Here is a 21,975-nt window from a genome sequence, read left to right as displayed (position 1 = left end):
AGGAGTTGTGGCGATTGATTTGTAGGAATAATCGTCGTTGAAGTACGCGAGCGTTTTACAGTTGAACTCGCGAGAGCGGAGTATGAACATGATGGTGAACTTGTTAAGCGTTAACTCAATACGAGGTTTTTCCAGGCGTAAATGCAATTTTGAAACTTTTTAATTAAAGATGACGTTAACGACGTCGCATCAAGCCGATGAAGAACAACCCGCCAATCGCCGCAGTGGCAACGCCGATGGGCAAGTCTTCGGGGGCGATCAGTGTCCGGGCGGCGACGTCGACCCAGACCAGAAACACGCTGCCGAGCAATACGCACACCGGCAGCAATCTTCGGTGTTCAGCGCCGACCAGACGCCGCGCAATGTGCGGCACCATCAGCCCGACAAAACCGATCGAGCCGCTGATCGACACCAGCACCCCGGTCATCAATGAGGCAATCAAAAACACCCGCAGGCGCACGGTGCGAGCATTCAGGCCCAGGGTCACCGCCGTCTGTTCGCCGGCCATCAGCGCATTCAGCGGTCGCGCCATGCCCAGCAGCAAAATCAGCCCGAGCAACACACAGGCTGTCGGCACCGCCAGCAGCTCCCAGCGTGCCAACCCGAGCCCGCCGAGCATCCAGAACATCACCGCCGAACTGGCACGATGGTCGCCCAGGAACAGCAGCAAATTGGCAATCGCCATCATCACGAACGACACCGCCACACCGCATAACAACAAACGATCACTGTCGAGGCGACCGTGGCGGCTGGCGATCATCAGCACCACCAGCATGCTCAGCAATGCACCAATGAACGCGGCGATGGGCAAGGTCAACAGGCCAACGATCTCACCGACATGCAGCACCACGATCACCGCGCCCAAGGTCGCGCCGGACGTGACGCCGAGTAAATGCGGGTCAGCCAACGGGTTGCGCGTGACCGCTTGCAGCACCGCGCCGATCAATGCCAGCCCGGCGCCCACTAGCGCGCCGAGCAGCATGCGCGGGACGCGGATCAGCCAGACGATATGTTCCTGTCCGGGGCTCCAGTCCGGCACACCGAAACCGAACAGCTTGTGCAACAGGATGCGCCACACCACATCCTGCGGCACCCGCGCCGGGCCGAAACCCAGGGACACCACGCACGACACCAGCAACAGCGCACCAAGGGCGATCAGCAACAGAGCGTAGCGACGGTTGATCATTCGCCGTGGAAACCCTTGGCCAGGGTGGCGACCGCCAGCACGTTATCGATCCCCGGCGTGGCCTGCACGTAAGGGATGACGATGAAGCGCTGGTGCTTGATCGCATCCACCGATTGCAGGGCCTTGTTGCCCAGCAGGAATTGAATCTTCTGTTCGGCGGTGATTTCGCTGTAGTCGACGATCACGATCACCTGTGGATTGTGATCGACCACGCTCTCCCAGTTGACCCGGGTCCAGCTCGCGTCGACATCTTCCAGAATATTGCGTCCGCCAGCGGCGTCGATCAGCGCTTGCGGCATGCCCAGTCGCCCTGAGGTCATGGCCCGGTCTTCGCCGCTGTCGTACAGGAAAACCCGCGGTTTCTCTGCGGGCAGGTCTTTGCGTATATCCACCACTTGCGCCTGCATGCTGGCGATCAGGGCATTGGCGCGGTCCTGCACGTCGAAGATTCTGCCGAGGTTGCGCAGGTCGTTGTAGGTGTCTTCGAGGCTGGCCGGTGGGCGCTTCATTACGAAGGCGCAGGATTCGCTCAGCTCATACACATTGATGCCCAGCGGTTGCAGGGTTTGTGGCGTGAGGTCGCCGCCGATACGCATGCCGTAGTCCCAGCCGGCGAAGAAGAAATCGACGTTGGCATTGAGCAGGGTTTCCACCGACGGGTACTTGGCCGCCAGCTCCGGCAGGCCTTCGAGAGTGCCCTGCATCTCCGGCGTCACGGCCTTCCAGCCACTGATACCGCTGTAACCGGCCATCCGTGGCTTGAGGCCGAGGGCGAGCATCATCTGGGTCATGTTGATGTCGTGGCTGAGGGCGTGTTGCGGCGCCTGCCTGAAGGTCACCTCGCGGTTGCAGCTTTTGATTGTCAGCGGGTAACGGGTGGCTTCGGCCAACGCCTGGACGCTGCCCAGCAGCATCACGAGAGAGAGGCCGCAGCGCAGCAGGGAACGCAAAGTCATGGTTGGGTTATCCAGGTGATTCGTGGGTAGCCGTGCAGTGGATGCTCATCGATCAGGGCTTCGACGCCGAACACATTGCGCAGCAGCGCAGCCGTCAGGACTTCTTTCGGTGTGCCGCTGGCGACGATACGACCATGGTTGATCACGTACAGCCGATCACAAAAAGCCGCCGCCAGATTGAGGTCGTGGATGCTCGCCAGGGTGCCGATGTTCAAGCGCTTGACCAACCTTAAAAGCTCAAGCTGATAATGCGGGTCGAGGTGGTTGGTCGGCTCGTCGAGGATCAGCAACTGTGGTTGCTGGGCCAGGGCGCGGGCGAGGATGACCCGCTGTTTTTCACCACCGGAGAGGGTGGCGAAGCCGTGGTTTTCGAAGCCATTGAGACCGACGGACTCCAGGGCCTTATTGATGAGGTTCGAGTCTTCAAGCGTGTCGCCATCGAACAAACCTTTGTGTGGCGTGCGACCCATGGCGACCACTTCCTCGACGGTCAGTCCGAAGGCGTCAGGGAACTCCTGCAACACCACGGCGATGCGTTGTGCGCACCAGCGCGAGGATTGCTTCCAGACATTCTGATGATCGAGCCTGACCTCGCCGTGCTCCGGTTTGCTGAAGCGCCAGGCACACCGCAACAGGCTGGTCTTGCCACTGCCGTTGGGGCCGATCAGCCCGACGAACTCACCGGCGGCCACGTGTAGCGAGGCGTCACGCAGCTGGAACTGGTGGTGGCAATGGCCGTGACCCAGTGGGGACCAGGTGAGGTTTGTGAGGTTCAGCGAGGTCATGCAGTGGCTCTTGAGGTGATGCCAAGGGCCCCATCGCGAGCAAGCYCGCTCCCACAGGTTTTACGCAATCCCTGTGGGAGCGRGCTTGCTCGCGATGGGGCTGAGATGATTCGCGGGGAGTTTACAGTGCCTTTCGCCCCGCGCATCTCGCCTGTTTCAAGATGAAGATGAGGCCGATTCAGTTTGCCGGGTGAAACGCGACAGCAGCACACGATCCAGCACCCACACCACCACCAGCGACGCGCCCACCAACGGGAAGGCCACCGCCAGGGCGAACATGATCACCGTCGCAGTTTTCCATTTCGGCAGGTCGTGACGAAGTGGCGGCACGCCGAGTTTTCCTTGGGGGCGACGCTTCCACCAGATCACCACGCCACTGACCGCGCTGAGCAAAATCATCAGGCAGATCAGCAACACGATGATCTGGTTGAACGTGCCGAACATCTTGCCTTCGTGCAGCATCACGCCGATTTCCGTGGCGCGGGCGACGGTACCGTACTGCTCGAAACGTACATCGGCCAGGACCTTGCCGGTGTACTGATCGATGTGCAGGGTGGCGTCATTGCGTGGGTCGTCGGCGAACACGGCGATGGTGAACACGCCAGTCGCGGTGGTCGGCAGGGTGATGCTGTAACCCGCTTCGACCTTGCGCTCTCTGGCGATGTTTTGTACGTCCTGCAGGCGTATGGTCGGCGATGCCGGACCGGCCGCTGCGCCGTCGTGGGCCATGTGCTCGGCATGATCGCCGGACATTGGCATCGGCGTATTTTCCATGGCCCACGGCACGGTCTGGCGGGTGGCGGTGTTGAGGCTGCGCGCCTCGACATCGGACTTCGGTACGTCATCCCACATGGCCGCCGGGAACACGTTCCACACTTCAGCGTACTGCTTGCCCCAGAAGCCGGTCCAGGTCATGCCGCTGAGCAGCATCACCAGCAGCAGGGACGCGCCCCAGAACCCGGTGACCGCGTGCAGGTCACGCCACAAGATTCGACCGCGACTGTTCAGGCGCGGCCACAAGATGCCTGCTGCCTGACCGCGCGGCCACCACAGGAAAATCCCGGACACCACCAGCACCACGCCCCAACCGGCGGCCAGTTCGATCAGCCGATCGCCAACGGTGCCGATCATCAGCTCGCCGTGAATCGACCGGGCAATGGCTTGCAGGTTCTTCTTGGCGTCTTGCTCGCCGAGGATGTCGCCGTGGTATGGATCGACAAAAACGTTCAGTTCGTTGCCGCCATTGAGGACGACAAACTGGGCGCTGCGCTCGGCATTGACCGGTGGCAGGTATTGCTTGACGGTCCCTTGCGGGTACGCCGCTTTCACCCGGTTGAGCAGGTCGTCGGCCGGGACGGTGTGATGACCGGCCGGGACATTGAGCAGGCTGCTGTACATCAGTGAATCGAGTTGCGGTTTGAACAGGTAAATAGTACCGGTCAAGGCCAGCATCACCATGAACGGCGCAACGAACAATCCGGCATAGAAATGCCAGCGCCACGCCAGGTTGTAGAAATTCACTTTGGGCTGTTTCATCACGTGTGCTCCGCTTGGCTGGATCTTTTAGTTGTTTGTTTTTGCGGTTGCTGCGCAACCGATCGCGAGCAGGCTCGCTCCCACAAAAGAGCGGCCTGCCTGGGCTGTTCTCAGAAGCTCATGTCCACCTTGGTCCAGAGCGTGCGCCCCGGTTCCTTGATGGCTTGCGGGTCATTGGCCGGGTAGCCGAAACCGGCATTACCGGCCAGGTTCAAGTGCTCGGCGTAAGCCTTGCCGAACAGGTTGTCGACGCCGCTGCTGACCTTCCAGTTGCTGTTGATCCGATAGGCACCGTTGAGAGAGAACACGCCGAACCCCGGCGTCTTGCCGAAGTCCTTGCCGACCACGTTGCCCTTGTTCTGGTCGATACGGTTTTGCGCGGCGACCACTCTCCACAGTGCGCCGGCGCTCCAGTTATCTTCGCTGTAGGTCAGGCCGAAACGGGCATCCAGCGGCGGCATCTGCGGCAATGCACTGCCATTGCTGCTGTTCTTGCCCCAGGCATAGGCCAGGGTCGCGTCGGCGTTCCAGTTCTCGGTGAAGTTGTAGGCGGCGCCCAGTTCACCGCCCATGATTCGCGCGTCGATGTTTTCGGCTTGCGAGGTCGTACCCATCATTGTCGGGGTGTAGTTGAACAGGATGTAATCGCGCACCTGCCCGACGTAAGCCGAGGCCCATGCTTCGAGGTCTTCGGTCTTGTATTGCAGGCCGAAATCGAGCTGGGTGGTTTTTTCCGGTTTGATCGAATCGAAAGCATTGACCGAACCGGCGGGGCCGGACTTGGGTGAAAACAGCTCCCAGTAATCCGGGAATCGCTGGGTGTGACCGAGGCCGGCATACAAGGTGGTCGGGCTGTCGGCCAGGTCGTGCTCGTAGCGGATGAAACCGCTGGGCAGGGTGTCGGCGCGGGTATCGTCGGCGGTCGGATTCGGGCGGGTCATCGTGCCCGAGCCGATGGTCTTCCGATAATCCTTGGCCGAGGCGCGGTCCAGGCGTGCGCCGCTGATCAGGCGGTCACGGTCGGCGGCGTACCAGGTCATTTCACCGAACACACCGTAGTTATGGAAGTCGGCATCCTTGGTGTACGGCAGGTCCTTGTAGGCGTCGACACCCATGGCGCTGCGCTGGCGATGTTCGTTGGTCTGCGCGTCGATGCCGCTGATCAGTTGCACATCGGCCCAGCGCCAGGTGGCCTTGACCCGGGCGCCGAGGGTGCGGCGGTCGACGTTGGAGGCCATGGGCCCGGCCATCATCCCGCTGCCGGACGGCGTGCGCAGGGTGTAGTTGTCCATCACGTGGTCGGCGTAGTTGTAGTAGACCTGCGCCTCGATATTATCCAGTACGTCGCCGATGTTGGACTGCTCGAAGCGCAGGCCGAGGCTCTCGCGCAGGAACTGCGAACCGTCCATGCCGCGCCCGGCGTACCGGGCTTCACCATCGCCACGGCCGGCGGTCAGCTCCAGCAAGGTGTCGGCATTCGGCGTCCAGCCGACGGCCACGTCGCCGTTCCATTTTTCATAGCGCGACGGCACGGTGTCGTTGTTGCCATCCTGGTAGTCGTCGGAGTGCGCGGTGTTGCCGATGACCCGCACGTAACCCGACTGGCCACCGGCGGCAGCGTCCACCAGTTTGTCGAAGCGACCGTAGGAGCCAGCCAGTACGCTGGCGTTGACCCGTGTGCCGAGTTCGCCGAAGTGCTCCGGCTCGCGGTCGAACAGGATGGTCCCGGCCGAAGAACCCGGTCCCCACAGCACGGTTTGCGGGCCTTTGATCACGGTGAGCTTGTCGTAGGTTTCCGGCGAAATGTAGGAAGTTGGAGCGTCCATCCGGCCAGGGCAGGCGCCGAGCATCATGCCGCCGTTGGTGAGAATGTTCAGCCGCGAGCCGAACATGCCGCGCAGCACCGGATCACCATTGGTGCCGCCATTGCGCACCATGGCGAAGCCGGGGATGGTTTTCAGGTAATCGGCACCGTCGCTGGCCGGCACCGGTTGGCGCGGGTCCTTGGGGTTGGTGACGATGGTCAAAGGTGAACTGGGGGCAACGGCGGTAATCACTGTCGGGCTCAGTTCTTCACTGTGACCGGCATGCTCATCGGCAAGCGCAGAAGGCGCCAGCAAGGCACCGCACAGGATCGCGGTGGCGTGCCTGAAACGAACGGCGGATTCGTTCAGGGCATAAGAGGTTTGGGCAGGACTCAAGCACGGGACAGCAGAAAACCTGGACATGACAATTTCCATCGAACAGTCGTAAACGACACGGCCGGCAGCCTGCACAATCCCTGTGGGAATGAGCGTGGCTGTCTTGCGGACCGTGTGAAATCAGAAGTGAGTGATTACGCGACGACGGGCGGGGCGCGGGGGCGGGCGCCGGGGAAGAAGGTTTGCCGGGCATGGCCCAGACGTGGGGAGGGGGGGGTGAAGGTGTTGACGGGCGGGATGACGAAGTTGGCGAAAGACACGCCACCGGTCAGCGCCGGGCAATTGAACAGCAGGCTGCAATAGCCGCACTTTTCCCACAGCACATGGTGCCCCGGGGCAGGCGGGCAATGCTCGGCGGTGGCTTGCGTGGCATGGTCGGCATGCTCCATCGCCGACATGTCCATGCTCATACCTACAGGCATGGTCATCGACATGGCGCGCGAATCCATCGGCATCGACTGAGAGATCAGCGGGCCGATAAAGATCATCAGCATGGCGAACAGGCTGATCCAGCTGCCGCGTGTCAGGCTCAATGCCTGATCGCGTGACCTGGATGACCTGGCGCTAAGCGGGCGCATGGGCGTTTTCAGTTCAGGTGATTACGGCTTGTGCACGTGCGCTTGCATGGCGTCCGGCGCCTGCTTCTGCACCGCAACTTCGACCGTCACGTCACCGGACTTCTCGAAGTGCAACGTCATGGGGAAACGCTTGCCGTCAACCAGCAGGCTGCGGTCCTTGAGGTCCAGCAACATCACGTGATAGGCCATCGGCGCGAAAGTAACCTCGCCTCCGGCGGGCACTTCCACGCTCGGTACGTGCTGCATTTTCATCATGTCGCCTTGCATCACGTGCTCATGCAATTGCGCTTCGCCGGCAATGGGGGTGTCGACGCTGAGCAGGCGGTCGGCGGTCTTGCCTTCGTTGTTGATCACGAAATACGCCGCAACGGTCGGCGCATTGGGTGGCAACTCCTGGGACCACGGATGCGCGATTTCCAGTTCGCCGACTTTGTATTCGTGGGCATTGGCAAAGCAGGCAGGCAGCAGCAACGCGGCCAGAACGATGAGTTTGTTCAACATGACAGTTCTCCGGAACGATTTAAAACGCAGTCAATTGCGAGAAAAAATCACACCAGAGGGGACGCGCGGGGGTTGAGGCTCGGCCATTGCTGGCGCGGTGACGGGCTTTCGAGGGAGGTGGCAGGCACGCTTCGGTTGGACTCGAAGCGGGCGAAATACAGCTGTGGCGAATGCCCCGGCAACGCCACCAATGGCGCAGAACCGGAGCAGCACCAGCAATGCTGCATGTTGGAATGATCGTCGCTTTGCGGGGCTTTCTGTTCAAGGTCCCCGATGGAAATCGCCACCATCCTGGTGCCGCTGGAACTGCAGAAACTGCCCCACAACAACTGTTCGGCAGGTGACTTCGTCGTTTGCGCCATCGCTCCGGACATCGGCATGGCGAGCATGTTGAACAGCACTGCGAAGCAGGCTATCCAGGCAATTGCGAGCCGTTGTCGGGACATGGGACAAATCCGTTTGGGTAGGTGATCAGGCGCGGGCTATTTAGCCTGATCAGGGCCGATAAGTAAAAAGGCGGCGTGCGGTTTGGTGTCGCAGCGTAATCAGACAGCGATGGCATGCAAGCGCAGACCCAAGGCTTTCATAACTTTCATGATAGTCGCGAATTCCGGATTGCCACTACTGCTCAGCGCTTTGTAAAGACTCTCGCGCCCCAGACCGGCATCACGGGCGATTTGTGTCATGCCCTTTGCTCGGGCGATATCGTTGAGCGCTGCACGTATCAGCACGCCGTCTCCGGCATCTTCTTCAAAGCAGGCATCCAGATAAGCCGCCATTTCCTCCGGAGTTTTGAGAAACTCGACGGCATCAAAACGGGTAAATTGTTCGGCCATGATTTACTCCTCATTACCGATATTGTGTGCCATTTGAATAGCACGTTTGATATCTCGTTTTTGAGTCGACTTGTCACCCCCGATCAACAGCAAGTAAATCACCTCATCTCTGCGAGTGAAGTACATCCTGTAGCCCGGGCCGTAGTGAACGCGCATCTCATAAACCGCAGCACCTACAGGTTCACAATCACCAAAATTTCCATACTCGGCTGCCCGGAGTCTGGCAATTATTCGAGCTTTGCCGATGGTGTCCCTCAGCGAGTTGAGCCAGTCAGCAAATACTTGGGATCGCTCAAATTCGATCATGTTGAATCGTATTCCTTGGGATACAGAGTGGCAAGCGGCACTTTCTTTTGGGCGAGACCATTCATCCCTGTGGATGTTGGGTGCGCTTGATTGGTTCAGGGGGAGGCGAACTATAGGATTGAGGCCGTAGAGTCGATAGCCAGTTTCGTCTGAGAATACTGCCAGCGGAATCGCAAGGTTCAGCAGGTCTAAGGAATAGTCCTACACTGGTAGGGCATCCAGCATATCTGCCACCGAGCCAAATTCCCGTTCCACACTTGGCAATTCGGGGCGCTTCAAGACAATCACCGGCACCCCACACTCACGTGCGACTTCCAGCTTCGGCTCGGTGGCCGTGCTGCCGCTGTTCTTGCTGATCAGCACGTCGATGTTTCGCCGTTCGAACAACTCACGTTCATCGTCGATCAGGAATGGCCCACGTGCGCCGATCACTTCACAGCGCTCGTTGCCCGGATACAGGTCCAGTGCGCGCAGGGTCCAGAATTGCTCCGCAGGAATTTCATCCAGGTGTTGCAGAGGTTCGCGACCGAGGGTGAACAGCGGTCGGCGGAAGGGCTTCAGGGCTTCGATCAGTTCGGCCCAATCGCTGACTTCCCGCCAGTCATCCCCCGCCTGGGCTTCCCAGGCCGGACGCCGTAGCGCCCAGCAGGGAATGCCGCTCAAGCGCGCGGCGGTCGCGGCGTTCTGGCTGATTTGGGCCGCGTAGGGGTGAGTGGCATCGAGCAGCAGATCGATGCCTTCATCGCTAATGAATTGCGCCAGGCCCTCGGCACCGCCAAAGCCACCGACACGAACCTGGCATTGCAGGTCCGTTGGCACCCGACCGACACCGGCCAGGCTGTAGATGTGCAGCGGTCCCAGCGTGCGGGCAATGGCCATGGCTTCAGTCACGCCGCCGAGCAACAGGATGCGCTTCATTGAAAGGCCCCTGCATGGCCAACAATCCCGCCCTGGCGATCGATGGCAAAGACTTCCACCTGAACCTGCGCCGGCACCACGCTGCGGGCAAAGTCCAAGGCGTGCCGGCAGACTGCATCACCCAGGGCGACCCCGGCTGCGGCGGCCATGGCCAGTGCCTGCTGGCTGGTGTTGGCTTCGCGGATGCTCTGCTGCAACGCCGCATCGGCGCCGACCTGTGCCGCCCATAGCGCCAGTTGCGGCAGGTCGATGCTCGAATGGCGACTGTGCAAATCCATGTGCCCGGCCGCCAGCTTGCTGATCTTGCCGAATCCACCGCACAGGCTGAGTTTTTCCACCGGTACTTTGCGCAGGTGCTTGAGCACGGCGCCAACGAAGTCGCCCATTTCGATCAGGGCGATTTCCGGCAGGTTGTAGACCCGGCGCATGGTGTCTTCGCTGGCGTTGCCGGTGCAGGCGGCGATGTGCAGGTAACCGTTGGTTTTCGCCACGTCGATGCCCTGGTGGATCGAGGCGATGTAGGCCGCACAGGAAAACGGTCGGACGATGCCGCTGGTTCCGAGTATCGACAAGCCGCCAAGAATGCCCAGGCGCGGGTTCATGGTTTTCAATGCCAGCGCCTCGCCGTTCTCGACATTGACCGTGACCTCGAAGCCGCCGCTGTAGCCGAGTTCGTCGGCCAGCCGGGCCAGGTGTTCGCTGATCATTTTGCGCGGCACCGGGTTGATCGCGGGCTCGCCGACACCCAGCACCAGCCCGGGTCGGGTCACTGTGCCGACGCCGCGACCGGCCTTGAAGCGAGTCCCGGGTTCGCTATTCAGGCGCACCTGGGAGTAGAGCAGGGCACCATGGGTCACGTCCGGATCATCACCGGCGTCTTTGAGGGTTCCCGCTTCGGCGCCGTCCTCGGTGAGGCGGCAGAACTCCAGGCGCATCTGCACCTGTTTGCCCTTGGGCAACACGATTTCCACCGCATCGGCCGATGTGCCATCCAGCAGCAGACGCGCGGCGGCGAGGCTGGTGGCCGTGGCGCAACTGCCGGTGGTCAGGCCGCTGCGCAGTGGTGCGGGTTGTTCGGCGGTTTCGTCACGCATCGAAGGGTTTCGTCACGTCCAGCAAAGTAATCGGCAAGGCCTGGCGCCAGGTGTCAAAGTCGCCCAGCGGTTGTGCTTGTGCGATATGAATGCGTGTCAGCTCCCCACCGTGTTGCTCGCGCCAGGCCATCAGGGTCATTTCACTTTGCAGGGTGACAGCGTTGGCGACCAACCGGCCCCCGGGTTTGAGTTCGGCCCAGCACGTATCGAGTACGCCTTCGCGGGTGACTCCGCCGCCGATGAAAATCGCATCCGGTCGCTCCAGCCCGGCCAAGGCCAGCGGCGCACTGCCGCGAACCAGATGCAGGCCGGGAACGCCGAGGGCATCGCGGTTGTGTTCGATCAACGTTTGTCGGCCCGCATCCGCCTCGATGGCCAGTGCGCGGCAACTGGGGTGAGCGCGCATCCATTCGATGCCGATCGAGCCACTGCCGGCGCCGACGTCCCACAACAGTTCGCCAGGGACCGGGCTCAGGCGCGCGAGGGTGATGGCGCGCACATCGCGTTTGGTCAATTGGCCGTCGTGCCGGAAGGCCGAGTCGGGCAGGCCGGCCAGTCGCGACAGGCGCAGCGTGTTCGGCTCGGCGACGCACTCGATGGCGATCAGGTTCAGGTCGGCGATCCGCGGATCGTTCCAGTCGCTGGCGATACCGTCGATACGCCGCTCGGTTTCACCGCCCAGGTGTTCCAGCACGGTGAGACGGCTAGGGCCGAAGCCACGTTCGCGCAACAGGGCCGCGATGGCTGCGGGGCTGCGGCCGTCGTTGCTCAATACCAGCAAGCGCACGCCGCTGGACAGGTGGGCGTTGAGTGCGGCGACAGGCCGGGCCACCACCGAAAGGGTGACCACTTCCTGCAAGGGCCAACCCATTCGTGCTGCGGCCAGTGAGCAGGAGGACGGCGCGGGAAGCGTCAGCATCTCGGCTGCGGGGAGTTGCCGGGCGAGGCTGGCGCCGACGCCGAAGAACATCGGGTCGCCACTGGCCAGGACGCAGACGGGTTCGCCACGGCGCGACAGTAGCGACTCCAGGCAGAAGGGGGTCGGCCACGGCTGGCGCTCGCCGCGTATGCACGGCGGGAGCAAATCCAGATGCCGCTGGCCGCCGAAGATTTTCGAGGCGCGCAACAGCGCATGCCGGGCATTCTTGCCCAGGCCCTTGAAACCGTCTTCGCCGATGCCTACTACCGTCAGCCAGGGTGTCATGCCATTCCTCAATCACGCGTTAAACGTTGTTGGGCGGCATGATAGCGCGGGTTCCTTGAGCTGACTGCCTTCTCTTCCCGACCGGAGTCTTTTCATGCAGCGAAGTAAAGCAGGCATAATACCGCGCACTTTCGCCGTGAATCGCCTCGCCACCTGAACGGGTCCGCCTTGAACCAACGTCCGCTGTCCACTGCCTTACGCCCCTCGGCTTGCCCGGGGTTGCTGCGTATCGTGCCGGCACTGGATGGCGGCATCTGCCGGATCAAGTTGAACGGTGGTTCGATCAGCAGCGACCAGGCCGAGGCCGTAGCGTCTGCGGCCGAGCGTTACGCCAGCGGGGCGATCGAGGCGACCAACCGGGCCAATCTGCAGATCCGCGGCATCGGCAACGAGCAATCGGCGTTGATCGACAGCCTGTTGGCCGCCGATCTGGGGCCGCGCACGGCGGCTGGCGACGATGTACGCAACCTGATGCTCAGCCCCGGCGCCGGGATCGATCGGCGCATGCTGTTCGACACTCGCCCGCTGGCCGGGCAGATCCTTGCCACACTGCAAAGCCAGGAAGCGTTCCACGACCTCAGTGCCAAGTTCGCCGTGCAACTCGATGGTGGCGAAGACCTGACGATGCTCGAACATCCCCATGACCTGTGGCTCTCGGCGTTTGAGCAATACGGTGAGCGACGGTTCGCGTTCGGTCTGGCGGGATGCCCGACGGACAGCCCCGCCGGTTCGGTTGCACTCGATGACGGGCACGCGCTGGTGGTCGCGGTTCTTGAGTTGTTCCTGGAACTGGCGCGCCCCGAGCAGACGCGTATGCGTCATTTGCTGGCCGAATACTCGGTCGAGTTCGTACTGCTTCGGCTGGCTGAGCGAGTATTGATGCAAGCGGTTGTCGGTTGGCAGCGGGTTTCGGGCTCCAGTGATGTGCACATCGGCGCACATCCCCAGGCCGAGCCCGGTGTTGTCTATGTGGGGGCTGTCCCGCCGCTGGGTCGGCTCGATCCGACGATGCTGCGAGGTGTGGCGCAACTGGCACGCGAGTTCGGTGATTCCAGTCTGCGCTTCACACCTTGGCAAAGCCTGCTGCTGCCCAATGTCCGCGTGAACAACGCCGCCGAGGTCATTCGGCAATTGCAATGTCTGGGCTTGCAGTGCGAAGCCGATCAGCCATTGTCCCGGTTGATCGCCTGCACCGGTTCCATCGGTTGCGCCAAGGGGTTGGCCGAGACCAAGGGTGATGCCCTGAAATTGGCCGAAGTGCTGCAGCGTCACGGACAAGCACCGAACGTACATTTGAGCGGTTGCCCGCGTTCCTGCGCCGCCGCGCATACGGCGCCCGTCACTTTGCTGGCCGTGGCCCCCGGTCACTACGATCTCTATTTACGCGATGCAGCGCAGCCGGGTTTCGGCGCGCTGCACGCACGCAACCTTACTATTGAAGCGGTCGCGGCCTTGCTCGACGCCCGCTCACGGAGCCCCCTTGATGCTTGATTACATCCGCGACGGTCAGGAGATCTATCGCAACTCCTTCGCGATCATTCGCGCCGAGGCCAACCTCGACCGCATCCCGGCCGATCTGGAGAAACTCGCGGTGCGTGTGATCCACGCCTGCGGCATGGTCGAGGCCATCGACGGTTTGCAGTTTTCCGAAGGTGCGGGCAAGGCGGGGCGCGATGCGCTGGCGGCCGGTGCGCCGATCCTGTGCGATGCGCGGATGGTCTCCGAGGGCGTGACCCGCGCACGCTTGCCGGCGAACAACCAGGTGATCTGCACCCTGCGCGATGACAGTGTTCCAGCACTGGCTCGCGAGCTGGGCAACACCCGCTCCGCCGCCGCGCTGGAACTGTGGCGCCCGCATCTGGAAGGCAGTGTGGTGGTCATCGGCAATGCGCCGACGGCGCTGTTTTACTTGCTGGAAATGCTCGACGCCGGTGCGCCGAAACCGGCGTTGATCCTCGGTTTTCCGGTGGGTTTCGTCGGCGCAGCCGAATCCAAGGCAGCACTGGCGGCTGACAGCCGTGGCGTGCCTTTTGTCATCATGCAGGGTCGCCTGGGCGGTAGCGCCATGGCCGCCGCCGCTGTCAATGCCCTCGCCACGGAGATCGAATGATGCAGCAACCTGGACGTTTGATCGGCCTCGGCGTCGGCCCCGGTGATCCGGAACTGATCACCATCAAGGCCCTGCGTTTGCTGCGCGAATCCCCGGTGGTGGCGTACTTCGTCGCCAAGGGCAAGAAGGGCAATGCCTTCGGCATCATCGAAGCACACCTGCAAGACGCACAGAATTTGTTGCCACTGGTGTACCCGGTGACCACCGAAGCCTTGCCGGCACCGTTGTCCTATGAACAAGTGATCAGCGACTTCTACGATGACGCTGCGCAAGAACTGGCCGAGCATCTCGACGCGGGCCGTGATGTGGCGGTGATCTGCGAAGGCGATCCGTTTTTCTACGGCTCCTACATGTACCTGCACGACCGGCTCGCCGAGCGCTATCAGGCTGAGGTCGTGCCCGGTGTGTGTTCGATGCTTGGTGGCGCCTCGGTGCTCGGTRCACCGCTGGTATATCGCAATCAGAGTCTGTCGGTGTTGTCCGGTGTGCTGCCGCACGACGAACTCAAGCGTCGCCTGGCCGATGCCGATGCGGCGGTGATCATGAAACTGGGGCGCAACTTTCCCAAGGTCCGCCAGGTGCTGGAAGAGCTCGGCCTGGCCGAACGTGCGCTGTACGTCGAACGCGCGACCATGGCCAATCAGAAGATCGTGCCGCTGGATCAGGTCGAGCCGATGTCCTCGCCGTATTTCTCGTTGATCATCGTTCCCGGCGAAAGGTGGCAAGGCTGATGACCCGTCCAGTTCCGGCGATTGTCATTCTCGGCAATGGCAGCCTCGCTACCGCGCGCAGCATTCAACAGGTGTACCCCGAAGCCCTGATCCATGGTCTGGCCGAACGGGTCGAAGGCGCGGACCGGGTCTATCACGAATTCGGTGCGACCCTGCGCGAGCTCTATCAACAGGGCACGCCGATCATTGCCCTGTGCGCGGCCGGGATCGTGATCCGCACGCTGGCGCCCTTGTTGCTGGAAAAGGGCGCCGAGCCACCAGTATTGGCGGTGGCTGAAGACGGCAGCGCCGTAGTGCCGCTGCTGGGCGGTCTCGGCGGGGTGAATGTGATGGCGCGGGAGATTGCCACCGCACTTGAAGTCGCTGCGGCGATCACCACCAGCGGCGAGTTGCGTTTCGGCACCTGCCTGCTCAACCCGCCCAGCGGTTATGCCCTTGGTGATCTGGAACTGGGCAAGCGTTTTGTCTCCGATCTGCTGGCCGGCGAAACGGTGCGCATTGAGGGTGAAGCCCCATGGCTGGCGCAGGCGCAGTTGCCCGAAGATGCTCAGGCCCGACTGGCGGTGCATGTCGGTCATGCCGAACGGGCACCCGCGGCCAACGAATTGTTGATCTACCCGCGCAATGTGATGGTCGCTGTGGATGCTGGTCTGGTGAACGTCGCAGTGGCGGTTCGCGAGGCATTGCATCAGGCAAAAATCGCTGTGCAGTCGCTGGCCTGCCTGTTAGCCGCCGACACCGAAATGGCCAGTCCCGGGCTGCGGGAAGCGGCGCTTGAATTGGGCGTGCCGCTGCGTTTTGCCAGCGTCGAGGGTGATCTCGGTGAGCGCCTGCGCTTGGCTATCGGCGAGCCCGTCACCCTCCATGGCGACGATACGCTGGCTATTGCGGTGACCGGTCAGCCGCTGGATCCGTTGCAGATTGGCCGGCCTCGCGGACGCCTGGCTGTGATCGGTCTGGGGCCAGGTGCCGCGGAACTGATGGTACCGGCAGTGAAGGCTGAACTGGCCCGTGCCAACGATGTATTGGGCTACGAAACTTACGTGCGCATGGCCGGGCCGTTTCGCGCCGATCAGGTGCTGCATTGCACTGACAACCGCGAAGAGATGCAACGCGCCCGTCACGCCTTTGAACTGGCGGCCCAGGGGCGTTCGGTGGTGGTGGTTTCTTCAGGGGATCCGGGGGTTTTCGCCATGGCTGCGGCTGTGCTGGAGGCGCTGCACGAATCCACCGACGTCCATTGGCACAATGTCGAACTCGAGATTTTGCCGGGGGTTTCCGCCTCGCTGGCGACAGCCGCCCAGGCCGGTGCACCGCTGGGGCATGATTTCTGTGTGCTGTCGCTGTCGGATAACCTCAAGCCCTGGGCAATCATCGAAAAACGCCTGGACCTGGCCGCTCAAGCCGATCTGGCCCTGGCCTTCTACAACCCGATCTCACGTTCACGGCCGTGGCAATTGGGCCAGGCGCTGGACATCGTCGCTCGGCACCGCGTGCCTGAGACTCCTGTGGTGTTGGGCCGGGACATCGGGCGTCCGGGGCAAGCGCTGCGCGTCACTACTCTTGGCCAATTGACTCCCGACCAGGTCGATATGCGCACGATGGTCTTGATCGGCTCATCCCTGACCTGTGTTTTTCCGCGGGTCGGCGGCGGTGATTGGGTTTACACGCCACGCTGGTACCCAAGCAAGCCAGTCACCTGAGTGAAAGCGGCTTTGCTCAAAGGTCGCTGATGTTCAAGGCAACAACTAACGATAGGGCCTGCGATTGACGAAAGTTGTCGCGGGCCTTTTTATTTTCTAATAGTTCCTGAAATAAGTTCTGAGTGTTTTTACTTTGACCGATTCAACTCCGCGCTTTAGTTTTCAGCTGGTCGCATGAGGCGGCTTATTGATTAAATGGAGATTTAAATGGTCGATATAAATGATTACTCAGTGGCTCAAGTCGCATTTGATGATGCCATGCAGGATAAGTATTTCGAAGGCATTGCGGCAGAACTGAAAAACGTCGCGCCACGGGCGCGGACCAAGCGTTCCACCTCGATCCTGGGCGCAGCACCGAGTGATTCGTCGGCGCAAGGTGTGGGGGATTCGGTAGTAGGGCCCTCGCTGGTGGTGTTCGACCAGGCACTTTCTGAGGACGACAGGCAGGATGCGCTGGACTGCCAGCAGTTTGCCGAAGCGCAGGTCCGGAGCCTGCCCAAGGAAGCCAGCAACGAAGAACGCTACCTGAAGTACAATGAGGCATTGTTGGCGGTGGGCTGGGTGACGGGAGGCTTCACCTACAAGAAATACGTCAGCAAACAGCTCACCATCACGATGAATGAAGCGATTTTGCAAGTGCTTGAGACCGTTATCTCCGGTGGAGCAAGCAGCGTCCTGAACCTGGTGGCGTCGGGTTTCAGCAAATTGAGGGGCGATAAGGACGCGTTGAAAATTGTCGATGTCGGCAGCAGGAAAAACGATGTCGTCAGCTTCAAGGCTGTTCCTTGCATTGCGACGCCAGGCGGCGGCATGTCCATGTTGTTGGGCGGTCTTGACTTGGTGGACAAGGAATACAACGGCGACTTTTTATTCGTGACTTACAAGACTCAGGGGTTGCAAATTTTCCAGGGGGCCGGTGTGCGCAAGTTTAATCGACGTGCATTCGAGCGAAAGAAAAACATGGTGTATGCCTATAACGACCAATTTGCCGATGGCCTTTTCAAACAATTGACAGATCAATAAGGCGGGCGGGCTTTGATCGATGTAATCGATTAAAGCACTGGCTGTATGGGGTAAATATGCTTGAGTCTGTTAATGCTGTCGTAGTGGGTGGTTGTCTGCTGTCCTTTACCCCGCGGGTAAATTTGCAAGACCAGGAGGATATACAGGACTGCCTGTTGTACGCGGAACTGGCGGCCAACGAGAAATACCCGGGCCGAGTGTCGAGGAAGGCCTGGTTCGATTATTTTCAAGGGCGATTGCTCAAGGCGGGATACAGGCTCAAGGCCATCATTCCGGCTGATCCGATCCGGGTCACCAGTGTCCATCAATTGCTCAGCGTCAGTTACAGCGTGATGGGCCGCTTGGGCGTGGAGCGCTTGGGCCAGCTCCTCGAGAGCACCTATAAGGCTTTGCGGCTGGATGAGTTTGCCTGGGATTTCTTTCGCGGCAATGTTGCCAATGGCGGCTCGGGTATCCTCAAGTGCGCGCCTTGTGAGCGGCTCGCCTCGGGTGAAGTGGTCGTCTGCCTGCTTGGCTTGCGCTACAGCGCGGCCGTGATTGAAAGCGACTTTTTCCTGTGGAGCGAGTTCGATCGAGAGCTGGCGATCATTCCCGGTGGCGGGGTGTTTGTGTTCGACCGACGGGTCTTTGAAAACTACCGTAGACGGGTCCACGAGAAAATCGAAGCTTATTCAAACAAGGTGTTCGTGCGCAAACTCCAGCCCTGACTCAAAGGCTTCGCACGCAATCAAAGACAAGGCCCTGTGATTAATGCACAGGGCTTTGTTTTCAGGTTTTGGACAAGCTGTCGCTTCAAGGCACCAGGTAGCCCTTGACCCCGGTGAAGATGATCTGTGCCGCCAGTGCACACACGAACAACCCCATCAACCGGCTGACAATCTGCAAGCCCTGATCGCCGAGTATGCGTTCGATGCGGCTGGACAGATAAAGCACTACCCCCACGGTGAAGCTGGCCAAGGCAATACTGACAATCGCGGTGAGCTTGTCGTCCCAGTGCGGCTGGCTCACACCCATCACCAGCAAGGCACCGATGGTGCCGGGGCCGACGGTCAGCGGAATGGTCAGCGGGACAATGGTCACATCCTGCTGCACGTTGTCGGTCTGTACCGCCGATTTGCCTTGCGCCATGCCCAGCGCCGAGATGAACAGGACGCTGCCTGCGCCGATGCGGAATGCGTCCACGGTAATGCCAAACACACTGAAAATCACTCGGCCGAACAAGTACAGCAGAACACTGGAGACCAGGGTAGCGACCGCTACTTTCCAGGCCAGCCGACGCTGTTCCTTGCGCGAATAACCACGGGTCAGGCTGATGAAGCAGGACAACACGAAGAATGGGCTGTAGAGCACCAGCATCTTCAGGTAAACGCTGAACAACACATGGAGCATGGTGCCGGGCTCACTGGCGAGGGAAGTCGAGGGGGAGTCTATCAGGGGTTGCGCCGTCTGTCGGCTCAGGACGGTTGGGTCGTTGCGCGATTGTGCTGGTCACGCTGGGCGACCCAGTGTTCGATCAGCTCGCGCAACTGTGACAGTTCGACCGGTTTGGCCATGTGTCCGTCCATGCCGGCCTGTCGCGCACGCTCTTTGTGTTCGGCAAGGATATGGGCGGTCAACGCCACCACAGGGGTACGGACCCGCTGGTTGCCGACTTCCCAGGCACGCAACTGCTGGGTGGCCGAGAAGCCGTCGAGGATTGGCATTTCGCAGTCCATCAGCACCAGGTCGTAACGCTGGGCTTTCATCGCTTGCAAGGCTTCTTCGCCGTTGCAGGCTGTATCCGGTTGCAGGTTGAGCTTGCTCAGCATGCCGCGGATCACCTTGGTCGAGATGCTGTTGTCTTCGGCCACCAGAATGCGGAAGTCGCAGGGGACCTTGACCGGCAGGACCTGGCCGCTTGGCACGGGCTGCGTAGCGACGAGACCTTTGTTGCGTTGGGTCAGTTCGTCGGCCAGGGTGGTCTTGAGGGTGTAGCCGGCTACCGGTTTGGCGAGGATGCGCTTGATCCCGGAGTTGCGCGCGATGATCTTGCTCGGTGCGTTGCTGATGCCGGTGAGCATGATCAGCAGGATGTCATGGTTCAGGCTCGGGTCTTCCTTGATCTTGGCCGCCAGTTGCATGCCGGTCATGCCGGGCATGTTCTGGTCCAGCAGGACCACATCGAAGTAATCACGCAAATGAGCCTTGGTGCGCAGCAGTGCAAGCGCTTCCTTGCCGGAAGGCGCGGCGCTGACGTTCAGGCCCCAGGCACTGCATTGCTGCACCAGCACCTTGCGACAGGTGTCATTGTCGTCCACCACCAATACCCGCGCACCTTGCAGCGGACCGTCGAGGTCGGAGGTCGGGTGTTCGAGGTGATCCGGGTCCAGCGGCAGGGTCAGCCACAGGGTGCTGCCCTGGTTGCTGCCTATCTTGATCCCGAACTCCCCTTGCATCAAGCGGATCAACTGACGAGCAATCACCAGCCCCAGGTTGCCGCCCAGGTGGGTGGCCGAAAGGAAATGCCGGCTGTGCAGTTCGGCGTGCATCAGGGCGTCGCGTTCTTCGGCGTCCATGGGCTCGCCGCTGTCCTGCACGGCAATACGCAGGCGCGGTTTGTTGTTGCGCTCGTCGAGCGCCACGACGATCAGGATTTCGCCTTCATCGGTTTTTTTCAGGGCGTTTTCCAGCAGGCTCAACAGGGTCTGGCGCAAGCGTGTCGGGTCGCCGCTGATCACCCGCGGCACTTGCGGCTGGATGAAGCTGATCAACTCGACGTTTTGCTGCTCGGCCTTGGCGCGGAAGATGCTCAGGCAGTCTTCGATCAGCGCGTTGAGGTCGAACTGCACATCGTCCAGCTCGATCTGCCCGGACTCGAGTTTTGAGATGTCGAGAATTTCGTTGATCAGTGTCAGCAGCTCGTTGCCGGCGCTGTGGATCGTCTGCACATAGTCGCGTTGCTTGACCGAAAGCGGCGTGCCCAGCAGCAGCTCGGTCATGCCGAGGACGCCGTTCATCGGGGTGCGGATATCATGGCTGATCTTCGCCAGGAACTCGGTCTTGGCGTTGATCTCGGCGTTGCTGGCCGCCAGGTCGCGGCTGATGCTGAAACGGTCTTCGGTGATGCGGCGCTGGCGCTCGCTCAATGCAATGCTCATCAGCAGGCCGCTGATGCAGATGAACACCAGCAAGGTGGTGAGCRGGCCATGGGGTTCGATCAGGGTCAGCCCCAACAGGGCAGGCAGGATGATCAGTGTCCCGAGGTTGAACACCACCATGGCCACCACGAAGAGGCGAGCCGGGCGATAACCTTTTTGCCAGTGATGGGCGCTGATGAACAGCATGGTCAGGCCTGCCAGGGCTACCAGGCCGTAGGTAATGAAGTTCAGCGGCAAGGTATTGACGAACAGCAGCACCAAGCCGCAGGCGGTGATGAGCAGGATCTCGCCGAGCAGCAACCGGTTCAGCGGGTGCGGCCCGAGCGGGGAGAAGAAGCGATAGGCAAGCATCAGGCCGCAGGGCGCAGTCATTAACAATGCCAGGTAAGCCCCCGGCGTTTGCAGTGCATGCCAGTCCGGCAGCCAGGGACCGGCGAGGTTCAGCAACAGCAGCAGGCTGAGCATCAACAACCCTTCGCACGTCGCCAACCAGAGGGCGCTGTGCGAGCGGGTGTAGGCGTAGCGGATGAGATTGTGCAGGATCAGCATGGCGATGCAACCGAACAGCAGGCCATAGATCAGCGTCTGGTTCTGGTTGGCAGCCGCGAGGATCGCCGATTGCAGGGTGATATAGGGGCGTAACTGGTGGTCGGAGGCCAGTCGCAGGTAAACGTCGAGGGGGGTGTCGCTTTGCGGCAGGGCCAGCATGAAGTCGCTGCTGGGCAGTGGTCGCTCGGATTGCGGCTGTTCGTTGCCCGTGCTGGATTGATCGATCAGCTTGTCGCCGTCCAGCACGTACATGTTGAACTGGCGCAGGTCAGGCGCGAACACTCGCAGCAATTGCTCGTGGTTACCCGGCGCAAGCCTGAATCGCAACCATAACGCGCCATCGGGCTCGGCCGCGGTAATGCGGTCGAGTTCGATAGGGCTGAATTGATTGGTATAGCGTGCGGAACGGATGTCGCTCAGTTGCAGGGCGCCCTGTTCGTCGAGCAATACCGCCCAGCCACTGCCTTGCGCGGCCTGGGCCGGTAGCATGCAGAGCAAGGTCAGCAAAGTGACGGTCAAGCTTATGGCAATCCTGAGCCAGCGCACGGCGAAATCCCTTCGTTAGGTTGATGCCAGAATATAACGATGCGCGGTGCCGGAATAGCCAGGCAATGAACCGTG

At 61.2% G+C, this 21,975-nt stretch carries 21 protein-coding genes; 6 read left to right on the top strand and 15 right to left on the bottom strand.

Going from position 1 to position 21,975, the window contains the following annotated elements:
- Positions 1 to 175: 175 nt before the first annotated feature.
- From AC1DRN_RS04235 to cbiE, 13 genes are all read right to left on the bottom strand, one after another.
- Entirely contained in the window at positions 176 to 1,186 is a 1,011-nt protein-coding gene (locus tag AC1DRN_RS04235; protein WP_223463617.1) for a FecCD family ABC transporter permease, read from the bottom strand.
- The gene (locus AC1DRN_RS04230; protein ID WP_223463616.1) at positions 1,183 to 2,142 is read right to left on the bottom strand and encodes an ABC transporter substrate-binding protein; all 960 of its coding nucleotides are present in this window, start codon (positions 2,140 to 2,142) and stop codon (positions 1,183 to 1,185) included. Before AC1DRN_RS04230 ends, AC1DRN_RS04235 begins: the two co-directional genes overlap by 4 nt.
- Positions 2,139 to 2,927, bottom strand: a complete 789-nt coding sequence (locus AC1DRN_RS04225; RefSeq protein WP_223463615.1) for an ABC transporter ATP-binding protein — start codon at positions 2,925 to 2,927, stop codon at positions 2,139 to 2,141. Before AC1DRN_RS04225 ends, AC1DRN_RS04230 begins: the two co-directional genes overlap by 4 nt.
- A 156-nt stretch (positions 2,928 to 3,083) precedes the next feature.
- A complete protein-coding gene (locus tag AC1DRN_RS04220; protein ID WP_223463614.1) occupies positions 3,084 to 4,463 on the bottom strand; it encodes a PepSY-associated TM helix domain-containing protein in 1,380 nt (459 codons plus the stop codon).
- A gap of 110 nt (positions 4,464 to 4,573) precedes the next feature.
- Positions 4,574 to 6,691, bottom strand: coding sequence for a TonB-dependent copper receptor (locus AC1DRN_RS04215; RefSeq protein ID WP_223463613.1), 2,118 nt, complete (start codon positions 6,689 to 6,691; stop codon positions 4,574 to 4,576).
- A 107-nt stretch (positions 6,692 to 6,798) separates the two neighbouring features.
- Positions 6,799 to 7,242 carry a DUF2946 domain-containing protein gene (locus AC1DRN_RS04210; protein WP_457266116.1) on the bottom strand — a complete coding sequence of 148 codons (444 nt, stop codon included), beginning with the start codon at positions 7,240 to 7,242 and terminating at the stop codon, positions 6,799 to 6,801.
- A 21-nt stretch (positions 7,243 to 7,263) separates the two neighbouring features.
- Positions 7,264 to 7,743, bottom strand: coding sequence for a copper chaperone PCu(A)C (locus AC1DRN_RS04205; protein ID WP_223462753.1), 480 nt, complete (start codon positions 7,741 to 7,743; stop codon positions 7,264 to 7,266).
- 47 nt (positions 7,744 to 7,790) lie between these two features.
- The gene (locus AC1DRN_RS04200; protein WP_223462754.1) at positions 7,791 to 8,189 is read right to left on the bottom strand and encodes a DUF2946 domain-containing protein; all 399 of its coding nucleotides are present in this window, start codon (positions 8,187 to 8,189) and stop codon (positions 7,791 to 7,793) included.
- 99 nt (positions 8,190 to 8,288) lie between these two features.
- The gene (locus AC1DRN_RS04195; protein ID WP_007994260.1) at positions 8,289 to 8,579 is read right to left on the bottom strand and encodes an addiction module antidote protein; all 291 of its coding nucleotides are present in this window, start codon (positions 8,577 to 8,579) and stop codon (positions 8,289 to 8,291) included.
- A 3-nt stretch (positions 8,580 to 8,582) separates the two neighbouring features.
- Positions 8,583 to 8,885: a type II toxin-antitoxin system RelE/ParE family toxin gene (locus tag AC1DRN_RS04190; RefSeq protein WP_223462755.1), complete on the bottom strand. Its 303-nt coding sequence runs from the start codon at positions 8,883 to 8,885 to the stop codon at positions 8,583 to 8,585.
- A gap of 201 nt (positions 8,886 to 9,086) precedes the next feature.
- A complete protein-coding gene (locus tag AC1DRN_RS04185) occupies positions 9,087 to 9,803 on the bottom strand; it encodes a cobalt-precorrin-6A reductase (protein WP_223462756.1) in 717 nt (238 codons plus the stop codon).
- Positions 9,800 to 10,897, bottom strand: coding sequence for a cobalt-precorrin-5B (C(1))-methyltransferase (locus AC1DRN_RS04180; protein WP_223462757.1), 1,098 nt, complete (start codon positions 10,895 to 10,897; stop codon positions 9,800 to 9,802). Before AC1DRN_RS04180 ends, AC1DRN_RS04185 begins: the two co-directional genes overlap by 4 nt.
- Positions 10,890 to 12,101 (bottom strand): precorrin-6y C5,15-methyltransferase (decarboxylating) subunit CbiE, encoded by a 1,212-nt coding sequence (gene cbiE / locus AC1DRN_RS04175; protein ID WP_223462758.1) that lies wholly within the window; start codon positions 12,099 to 12,101, stop codon positions 10,890 to 10,892. The genes AC1DRN_RS04180 and cbiE overlap by 8 nt, the downstream gene beginning before the upstream one ends.
- 168 nt (positions 12,102 to 12,269) lie before the next feature.
- Here cbiE and cobG point away from each other — a divergent pair, with 168 nt between their 5' ends.
- The 6 genes from cobG (at position 12,270) to AC1DRN_RS04145 (ending at position 18,375) form a co-directional block, all read left to right on the top strand.
- A complete protein-coding gene (gene cobG, locus AC1DRN_RS04170) occupies positions 12,270 to 13,592 on the top strand; it encodes a precorrin-3B synthase (protein ID WP_223462759.1) in 1,323 nt (440 codons plus the stop codon).
- Positions 13,585 to 14,211 carry a precorrin-8X methylmutase gene (locus AC1DRN_RS04165; RefSeq protein ID WP_108218487.1) on the top strand — a complete coding sequence of 209 codons (627 nt, stop codon included), beginning with the start codon at positions 13,585 to 13,587 and terminating at the stop codon, positions 14,209 to 14,211. Before cobG ends, AC1DRN_RS04165 begins: the two co-directional genes overlap by 8 nt.
- Positions 14,211 to 14,942, top strand: coding sequence for a precorrin-2 C(20)-methyltransferase (locus tag AC1DRN_RS04160; RefSeq protein WP_477786643.1), 732 nt, complete (start codon positions 14,211 to 14,213; stop codon positions 14,940 to 14,942). Before AC1DRN_RS04165 ends, AC1DRN_RS04160 begins: the two co-directional genes overlap by 1 nt.
- On the top strand, positions 14,942 to 16,645 hold the full coding sequence (cobJ, locus tag AC1DRN_RS04155; protein WP_223462760.1) for a precorrin-3B C(17)-methyltransferase: 1,704 nt from the start codon (positions 14,942 to 14,944) through the stop codon (positions 16,643 to 16,645). The genes AC1DRN_RS04160 and cobJ overlap by 1 nt, the downstream gene beginning before the upstream one ends.
- A 207-nt stretch (positions 16,646 to 16,852) precedes the next feature.
- Positions 16,853 to 17,668: a hypothetical protein gene (locus AC1DRN_RS04150; protein WP_223462761.1), complete on the top strand. Its 816-nt coding sequence runs from the start codon at positions 16,853 to 16,855 to the stop codon at positions 17,666 to 17,668.
- Between the two features lie 56 nt (positions 17,669 to 17,724).
- Positions 17,725 to 18,375 (top strand): hypothetical protein, encoded by a 651-nt coding sequence (locus tag AC1DRN_RS04145; RefSeq protein WP_223462762.1) that lies wholly within the window; start codon positions 17,725 to 17,727, stop codon positions 18,373 to 18,375.
- An 85-nt stretch (positions 18,376 to 18,460) separates the two neighbouring features.
- Here the strand turns inward: AC1DRN_RS04145 and AC1DRN_RS04140 are convergent, their stop codons facing one another.
- Both AC1DRN_RS04140 and AC1DRN_RS04135 read right to left on the bottom strand, forming a co-directional pair.
- Positions 18,461 to 19,057, bottom strand: a complete 597-nt coding sequence (locus AC1DRN_RS04140; protein WP_111284385.1) for a MarC family protein — start codon at positions 19,055 to 19,057, stop codon at positions 18,461 to 18,463.
- A 65-nt stretch (positions 19,058 to 19,122) separates the two neighbouring features.
- Positions 19,123 to 21,900 carry a hybrid sensor histidine kinase/response regulator gene (locus AC1DRN_RS04135; RefSeq protein ID WP_477786635.1) on the bottom strand — a complete coding sequence of 926 codons (2,778 nt, stop codon included), beginning with the start codon at positions 21,898 to 21,900 and terminating at the stop codon, positions 19,123 to 19,125.
- Positions 21,901 to 21,975 lie beyond the last annotated feature (75 nt).

The organism is Pseudomonas sp. P5_B3 (assembly GCF_056400405.1).
This window is presented reverse-complemented; position numbering and strand designations above follow the sequence as displayed.